The 7,686-nt window shown below is 68.1% G+C and carries 5 protein-coding genes; 4 read left to right on the plus strand and 1 reads right to left on the minus strand.

Annotated elements, in window-relative coordinates:
* Positions 1–115: 115 nt before the first annotated feature.
* On the plus strand, positions 116–1,594 hold the full coding sequence (locus tag QPK32_RS26330) for a DUF2868 domain-containing protein (RefSeq protein ID WP_290415741.1): 1,479 nt from the start codon (positions 116–118) through the stop codon (positions 1,592–1,594).
* The gene (locus QPK32_RS26335; protein ID WP_290415742.1) at positions 1,591–3,066 is read left to right on the plus strand and encodes a GTPase domain-containing protein; all 1,476 of its coding nucleotides are present in this window, start codon (positions 1,591–1,593) and stop codon (positions 3,064–3,066) included. The genes QPK32_RS26330 and QPK32_RS26335 overlap by 4 nt, the downstream gene beginning before the upstream one ends.
* A 48-nt stretch (positions 3,067–3,114) precedes the next feature.
* Here QPK32_RS26335 and QPK32_RS26340 read toward each other — a convergent pair whose 3' ends face one another.
* Positions 3,115–5,247, minus strand: a complete 2,133-nt coding sequence (locus QPK32_RS26340; RefSeq protein ID WP_290415743.1) for a TonB-dependent receptor — start codon at positions 5,245–5,247, stop codon at positions 3,115–3,117.
* A 214-nt stretch (positions 5,248–5,461) separates the two neighbouring features.
* Here QPK32_RS26340 and adh point away from each other — a divergent pair, with 214 nt between their 5' ends.
* Together adh and QPK32_RS26350 are read left to right on the plus strand one after the other, a co-directional pair.
* Complete coding sequence (gene adh, locus QPK32_RS26345; RefSeq protein ID WP_290415744.1) at positions 5,462–6,982, plus strand: aldehyde dehydrogenase; 1,521 nt, start codon at positions 5,462–5,464, stop codon at positions 6,980–6,982.
* Between the two features lie 11 nt (positions 6,983–6,993).
* Positions 6,994–7,368 carry a DUF779 domain-containing protein gene (locus QPK32_RS26350; protein WP_290415745.1) on the plus strand — a complete coding sequence of 125 codons (375 nt, stop codon included), beginning with the start codon at positions 6,994–6,996 and terminating at the stop codon, positions 7,366–7,368.
* The last annotated feature ends 318 nt before the right edge of the window (positions 7,369–7,686 follow it).

The raw sequence follows: 7,686 nt of genomic DNA on the forward strand, positions 1-7,686 counted from the left end.
ACCCCACCAGGTGATGCTGGTGGGGTTTTTTGCTTTGTGGCGCCCGATCGTACGGTCGCCTCCCGCTAACTCGTGCACAATGCTCCTGGTGGATTGTTAAAACGACAGGAGGACCATGAACGAGCAGGCTGCACGCAAGGTCGTGCTGATGCGCGCCATCGAGACGGCGGACACCAAACACGAGATTCTTTCCGACGACGACCGGCTGTACGCGAGCCGCAGCGCCCGCGAGCTCGCCAACTGGCAGACAGCGGAAGGCAAGGGTGCCCCTGCGCTCGAGCTGTTCCTGCAGCAGCGTGCCGACCTCGTCACCAAGCGCCTGGCCGAGCGCACCCCCGCCTTCGCGTCCTTCCTCCACCGCCGTCCGCTGATGCCGGCCCTCGCCGTGCTCCTGCCCATCCTCGGCTTCCTCGCCGGCGCGGGCCTGGACCGCATCGCCGACCCGCACCGCGTCGACCTGCTGTCGGTACCGCTCCTCTTGATCATCGGCTGGAACCTGCTCGTCTACCTTGCCCTCATCGTATGGGCAGTGATCCCCTCGAAAAAGACGGGATGGGCCAGCCCGAACCTGCTGCGCCGATTGTCCGTCGGTGCGGCCGGCCTGCCGCGCAAGCTGCCGGCGCCGATGGCGGCAGGGCTTGCCCAATACCTGAGCGACTGGAGCCAGCTGGCGGCCAAGCTGACCAGCTTGCGCCTTGGCCGCACCGTGCACCTGGCCGCCGCGGCGTTTGCCCTCGGCGCCATCGCCTCGCTGTATGCGCGCGGCGTCACGAACGCATATGCGGCCGGCTGGGAAAGCACTTTCCTCGATGCGCAGCAGGTACACGCGCTGTTGTCCGCGCTGTTCGCGCCGGCCCTGGCCGTGTTCCCGCTGCAGGGCTTTTCGCTGGCCGACATCCAGGCGCTGCGCTTCGTACAGGAACCGTCGCCGGCCGGCGGCGCGCGCTGGGTGCACCTGTACGCGGCAACGCTGATGCTGTTCGTCGTGCTGCCGCGCCTCGTGCTGGCGATCGTGTCGGCGCTGCGTGCGCGCCTGATCGCGCGCCGCTTCCCGCTCGACCTCGGCCAGCCCTATTTCCGCGCGCTGGCCGACCGCATCGGCGCATCCGGCCCTGCCGTGCTGCGCGTGATGCCGTACAGCTTTACGGTCGACGAAGCCCGCCACAAGGGACTCGCCGCGATCGCCGCGAAGGTCCTGGGCGAACAGGCGCAGCTGATGCTGCGGCCATCGTCGCCGTACGGCGAGGAGCCGAAGGACACGCTGCGCGACGCGCGCCTGGACGATGCCGACGTCGCCGTCACGGCCGTGCTGTTCAACCTCGCGGCGACGCCCGAGCGCGAGAATCACGGTGCCTTCCTCGACTACCTGGCGCGCAACACGCCGCGCGGCATCGCCGTGCTGCTCGACGAATCGAGCCTGGCCGAACGCGGCGCAGGACAAGCCGGCTTCGACGCGCGCCTCGACGAGCGCGCATCCCTGTGGCGCCAGTTCTGCGAGTACCACGGCACGACGGCCACCGTGGTCGACCTGCTGCATCCGGACAAATACCCGCTCGACGTCGGCGTGGGCCTGGCAACGTCGAGGGTGTCATGAGCCAGCCCGTCGACATCCAGTTCGCCCTCGTCTCGCACACCAACAACGGCAAGACGACGCTCGCGCGCACGCTGGTCGGCGTGGACGTCGGCGAAGTGCGCGACGCGGCCCACGTCACCGTCACGTCGGAAGCGCACCTGCTGCAGCAGAGCGCCCAGGGCGACCGCCTGCTACTGTGGGACACGCCCGGCTTCGGCGATTCCGTGCGCCTGCTGCGGCGCCTGGCCATGTCGGGCAACCCGATCGGCTGGTTCCTGCGCGAGGTCTTCGACCGCTACCGCGACCGGCCGTTCTGGCTCAGCCAGCAGGCGCTGCGCGCAGCCAAGGATGCGGCCGACGTCGTGCTGTACCTGGTGAATTCGTCCGAGGATCCGCGCGATGCCGGCTACCTGCCGGCCGAGATGCGCATCCTCGAATGGCTGGGCAAGCCCGTCGTCGTGCTGCTCAACCAGCTCGGGCCGCCGCGCCCGGACCAGCAGGAGCAGGGCGAGCAGGCGCGCTGGAAGCAGCACCTGTCCCAGTACGCGATCGTGCGCGACGTGCTTCCCCTCGACGCGTTCGCGCGCTGCTGGGTGCACGAGGACGTGTTCTACGACCGCGTCGGCAAGGTGATCGAGGAATCCAAGCGCGACGGCTATGCGCGCCTGCTGGCCGAGTGGCAGGCGGGGAATTTGCACCGCTTCCACGCCGCGCAGGCCTTGAATGCGCGATTGCTGGCCGATGCGGCGCGCGACGAGCAGGCGCTCGATACGGAAAGCAAAGGCAACTTCCTGCGCTCGGCGCTGAAGGCCGTCGGCCTGGGCAAGGACGAGCAGAAGCGCCAGGACGCGGCGATGGCCGGCCTGGTCGAACGCCTGGAGCGGCGTATCGCCGACACGACCATCGAACTCCTGCGCCTGCACCGGCTCGACCCCGGCCAGGCGGGCCGCATCAATGCGCGCGTGCGCGAGAATTTCGCCGTGCGCGCGCCGATCGACAAGGCGCAGGCGGGCCTGCTGGGCGCCGTCGTGTCGGGTGCGGCGACGGGATTGTCGGCCGACCTGATGGCGGGCGGCCTGACGCTGGGCGGCGGCGCGCTGCTGGGCGCGATCGTGGGCGGCCTGACGGCGGCCGGCGCCGCCTGGGGATTCAATACGACGACGGACCGCGAACGGCCGGACGTGCAGTTCGCCGACCCGTTCCTGCGCACGCTGCTGGTCGGCAGCGTGCTGCGCTACCTGGCGGTGGCGCACTTCGGCCGCGGCCGCGGCAACTTCGTGGAAGGGGAGGCGCCGCCGTTCTGGCAGGCCGAGGTCGAGGCCGCCCTGGCGCGGCGCGAAGCGGAACTGGCGCCGATGTGGAAGGCCGCGCGCGAGGCGCCCGATGCCGCGGCGGCGGCGACGCGCATCCAGGCGCTGGTCGGCCAGGTCACCGTGGAGACGCTGGAGCGCCTGTACCCGGACCACGCGGCGCGGGCGCTGGCCCGCGCCTAGATCGCAGCGCCGCCACGCCAGGCGCCGGAACTGGCGTCAGAACTGGCGTCAGAACTGGTATTGCGCGCTCATGCCCAGCACCCAGTTGCGGTCCGGCGCCGCTTCGTAATAGCGGCGGTTGCTGTCGCCGACGATGACGGAACCGACATAGGTGCGGTCGAACAGATTGTTCACGCGCGCATATTCGCGCAGGCGCCACGCGCCGATCTGCTGGCGTGCCTGCACGCGCGCATTGAAGATCGCATAGCCGGGCGCCGGCACCGCCGCGTTGGCGTCGTCCGGATGGACCTTGCCGTTGGCGACGGTTTCCAGCGCCGCGCCCCAGCGGCCATCCTCGTTCTTCCACGCCAGCTCGCCGAACAGGCTCGTGTTCGGCACGCCCGGCAGGCGGTTGCCGTCCGCCACGCCGGCAAAGGCTTCGTCGTAGATGGCGCGCAGCACCGTGGCCGCGATGCGGGCCGAGAAGCCGGCGCGCAGGTCGGCGTCGACCGACAGTTCAAAGCCCTGGCGCAGCGTCTTGCTGGCGTTGCGGTAGCTGGTGCGGCCGCCGCTGGAGGCGTCGACGACCAGCTCGTCGCGGGTGCGTGCCTGGAACAGGGCGGCGTTGATGCGCACGTCGCGCGTCGGCATCGCCTTGGCGCCGATCTCGAGCTGCGTGCTGGTGGCCGCGCCCAGGTTGTAGTTGAAGCCGCCGCCGGTGCCCGAATAGAACACCTCGTTCAACGTGGGCGTCTCGAAGCCGCGCGCCGCGCTCGCATACAGGTTCAGTTGCGGCGTCGCCTTGTACAGAACGCCCAGCATCGGCGTCGTGTGGCTGTAGTCGACGCTGCCGCTGTCGTTGCCGTTCGATAGGTAATGGTCGTCGACGCTGAACTTCACGCTGCTGTGGCGCAGGCCGCCCGTATAGACCCACTGGCCGCGCTCCCATTCGAGCTGGACGTAGGGGTCGACGTTGCGCACGTCGTCTTCCTCGTCGCGGCGCAGGGCGCCCTTCACGCCGAACTGGTCGCCGATGTAGTTCTCGAAGCCCTGGCGCGCATCCTTCGACTTGCCCGCCTCGAGGCCGACGACGGTGCGCAGGGTGCCGTCCGCGAACGGGCGCGACATCGTCCAGTTGGCGTCGATGCCGTAGAAGTCGCGGTCGAAGTCGACCACGCCGCCCGAATGGCTGGCCGGCGCCTGGAAGCCTTTCGAGAACGACTGGTACTGGATCACTTCGCGGTTGCCGCCGTAGACGGTCAGGCGCAGGCGGTCGTCGCCGAAGCGCTGGTCCCAGGACAGGCCGATCTGCTGGTGGTCGATGCTCTTGCGCGTGTCGTAGCGGTCGGCGAGGGTGCGCTGCGGACGCGCGGTGTCCGTCGTGTCGATCTCGCCGGCGCGCGGGTCGCGCTGGAAGGTCGCCCAGGTGACGCCGAGCGGATCCTGGGTGTCGTCCTGGCGCAGGCCGCTGGCGGTGATGGTCAGCTTGCTGTCCGCGTTCGGCTCGTAGGTCAGCTTGGCGTAGGCCTGGTCGCGGCGGGCGGCGCTGTGCGCGCGGTAGCCGTCGGTATCGAAGCGCGACGCGTCGAGCAGCCAGCCGAACTGGCCTTCCTTGCCGCCGGCGTTGACGTCGGTCTTGTGCGTGCCGTAGCTGCCGGCCGAGTAGCCCACTTCGACGTCGGGCCGCCCTTCGGGATCGCGGGTGAACAGCTGGATCACGCCGCCCGCATGGTTGCCGTACAGGGCGGACAGGGGGCCGCGCAGCACTTCGATGCGCTGGGCCATGTCGAGGTTGAAAGTGGCGGCCTGGCCCTGGCCGTCCGGCATGGTGGCCGGGATGCCGTCGGCGATCAGGCGTACCCCGCGCACGCCGAACGTCGAGCGCGCGCCGAAGCCGCGCGACGAGATCTGCAGGTCCTGCGCATAGTTCTGGCGGTTCTGCACGACCAGGCCAGGCACGGCGACCAGCGCTTCGGACGCGTTCACGCGCATCTGGGCGGCGTCGATGCGGCCGGCGTCGACCACGTCGACCGAGGCCGGCAGGTCGAAGCTCAGGTGTTCGGCGCGGCTGCCGCTGACGACCACGACGGGGATCGGGGCGTTCGTCTGGACGGGTTGCGCGGGCAGGTCGGGAGCGGCGGATGCCGAGCCGGCGGCGAACAGGGCGGCAACGGCATTCAGGCGCAACAAGGGGTACTTCATCGTTTCTCCAGCATCGGGTATAGGTAAACCTTCAACAATATACTCGCCGCGGCGCAAGTCTGCAGTCCACGGGCGCAAACGTGCGGTGTGTTGTTCCGTTTCGGATCACCTGTACCGGCGACGCAGCAGCGCTGGAGCGCCGCCACGGGCATGAGGTCCTGGCACGCCGCTTGCGATAGCGGAGGAACAACGGCAACCAGAGAAAGAGGACGACATGAATCTCGCGGATATCAGCAAGCTCGGCGTCGCCAATCCCTTCCGCCAGCGCTACGACAACTACATCGGCGGCAAGTTCGTCGCGCCCGTCAAGGGCGACTACTTTGCCAACGTCACGCCGATCACGGGCCAGCCGTTCTGCGAAGTCGCGCGCTCCACGAGCGAAGACATCGAGCTGGCGCTGGATGCCGCCCATGCGGCGAAGGACGCCTGGGGCAAGACCTCGCCGGCCGAGCGCGCCAACATCCTGAACCGGATCGCCGACCGCATGGAGGAAAACCTGCGCACGCTCGCGACCGCCGAGACCATCGACAACGGCAAGCCGATCCGCGAGACGATGGCGGCCGACCTGCCGCTGGCGATCGACCACTTCCGCTACTTCGCCAGCTGCATCCGCACGCAGGAGGGCGCGATCTCGACCATCGACCACGAGACCTATGCCTACCATTTCCACGAGCCGCTGGGCGTGGTGGGCCAGATCATCCCCTGGAATTTCCCGATCCTGATGGCCGTCTGGAAGCTGGCGCCCGCGCTGGCTGCCGGCAATTGCGTGGTGCTGAAACCGGCCGAGCAGACGCCGGCATCGATCATGGTGCTGCTCGAGCTGGTCGCCGACCTGCTGCCGCCGGGCGTGGTCAACGTCGTCAACGGCTTCGGCCTGGAGGCGGGCAAGCCGCTCGCATCGAGCAAGCGCATCGCCAAGATCGCCTTCACGGGCGAGACGGGGACAGGCCGCCTGATCATGCAGTACGCGGCGCAGAACCTGATCCCCGTAACGCTGGAGCTGGGCGGCAAGTCGCCGAACATCTTCTTCGCCGACGTGATGGATGCGGACGACGACTTCCTCGACAAATGCCTGGAAGGCTTCGCCATGTTCGCGCTGAACCAGGGCGAGGTCTGCACCTGCCCGTCGCGCGTGCTGGTGCAGGAATCGATCTATGAGCGTTTCATGGAACGCGCGCTGGCGCGCGTGGCGCAGATCAAGGCCGGCAATCCCCTCGACGAAGGCACGATGATCGGTGCCCAGGCGTCGCAGGAACAGCTGGAAAAGATCCTGTCCTATCTCGACATCGGCCGCCAGGAGGGCGCCGAGGTGCTGGCCGGCGGCGAGCGCGCCACGCACGAGGGCGAACTGGCCGGCGGCTATTACGTGCGCCCGACCGTGTTCAAGGGCGACAATGGCATGCGCATCTTCCAGGAAGAGATCTTCGGGCCGGTAGTGTCCGTGACCACCTTCAAGGACGAGCAGGACGCGCTACGCATCGCCAACGATACGCTGTACGGCCTGGGCGCGGGGCTGTGGACGCGCGACGGCAGCCGCGCCTTCCGCGTCGGGCGCGCGATCCAGGCGGGGCGCGTCTGGACCAACTGCTACCACCTGTACCCGGCGCATGCGGCGTTCGGCGGCTACAAGCAGTCCGGCATCGGACGCGAGAACCACAAGATGATGCTCGACCACTACCAGCAGACGAAGAACCTGCTGGTCAGCTACAGCCCGAAGGCGCTGGGCTTCTTCTGACGGCGGCGCGTATGGCGGATGCGATCCCACGGGTGACGGCGACACCTGCGGCGCTGGCCTTCATCGGCGAGCTGCGCGGGCGCTACGGGCCGTTGATGTTCTTCCAGTCCGGCGGCTGCTGCGACGGCAGCGCGCCCATGTGCTATCCGGTGGGGGAGTTCACGCTGGGCGATGACGATGTCCACCTGGGCGACCTGGACGGCACGCCGTTCTATATCGGGGCCCAGCAGTTCGCCTACTGGCGGCGCACGCAGCTGATCATCGACGTCGTGGCTGGCAACGGCGGCATGTTTTCGCTCGACAACGGCACCGGGCGACGTTTCCTCGTGCGCTCGCGGCTGTTCAGCGACGAGGAGTGGCGCCAACTGCAGGATGCGCCGCCGTGATGGCAGATTAGGGACCACGCGAACGATCATGTCATGGGCTGGTCTTTGCGGTGACTTCGGTCACCGCTCTTTTTCATCGATGGCGCTGGGGCTGCCGCCTGGCCGGGTGTGGCCGGATCGATGCACATTTCGTTTCATGCCTCTTGCATGAGTGCGCTCAGGTTTGCTATAGTTCGCATCCTGCTTCTGCAGCACAGTAAAAGCTGAACGAAATCAAGTAGTTGGGGAGGTCGTTGAGCTGGATGTTTGATAACATCGGTTGTGCTGAAGAAAACGAGGGGGTTGACGAGTTAAGCGAAGTACTGCATAATCTCATTC

This window comes from Massilia sp. YIM B02763, from assembly GCF_030412015.1.
Lineage (GTDB): Bacteria > Pseudomonadota > Gammaproteobacteria > Burkholderiales > Burkholderiaceae_D > Telluria.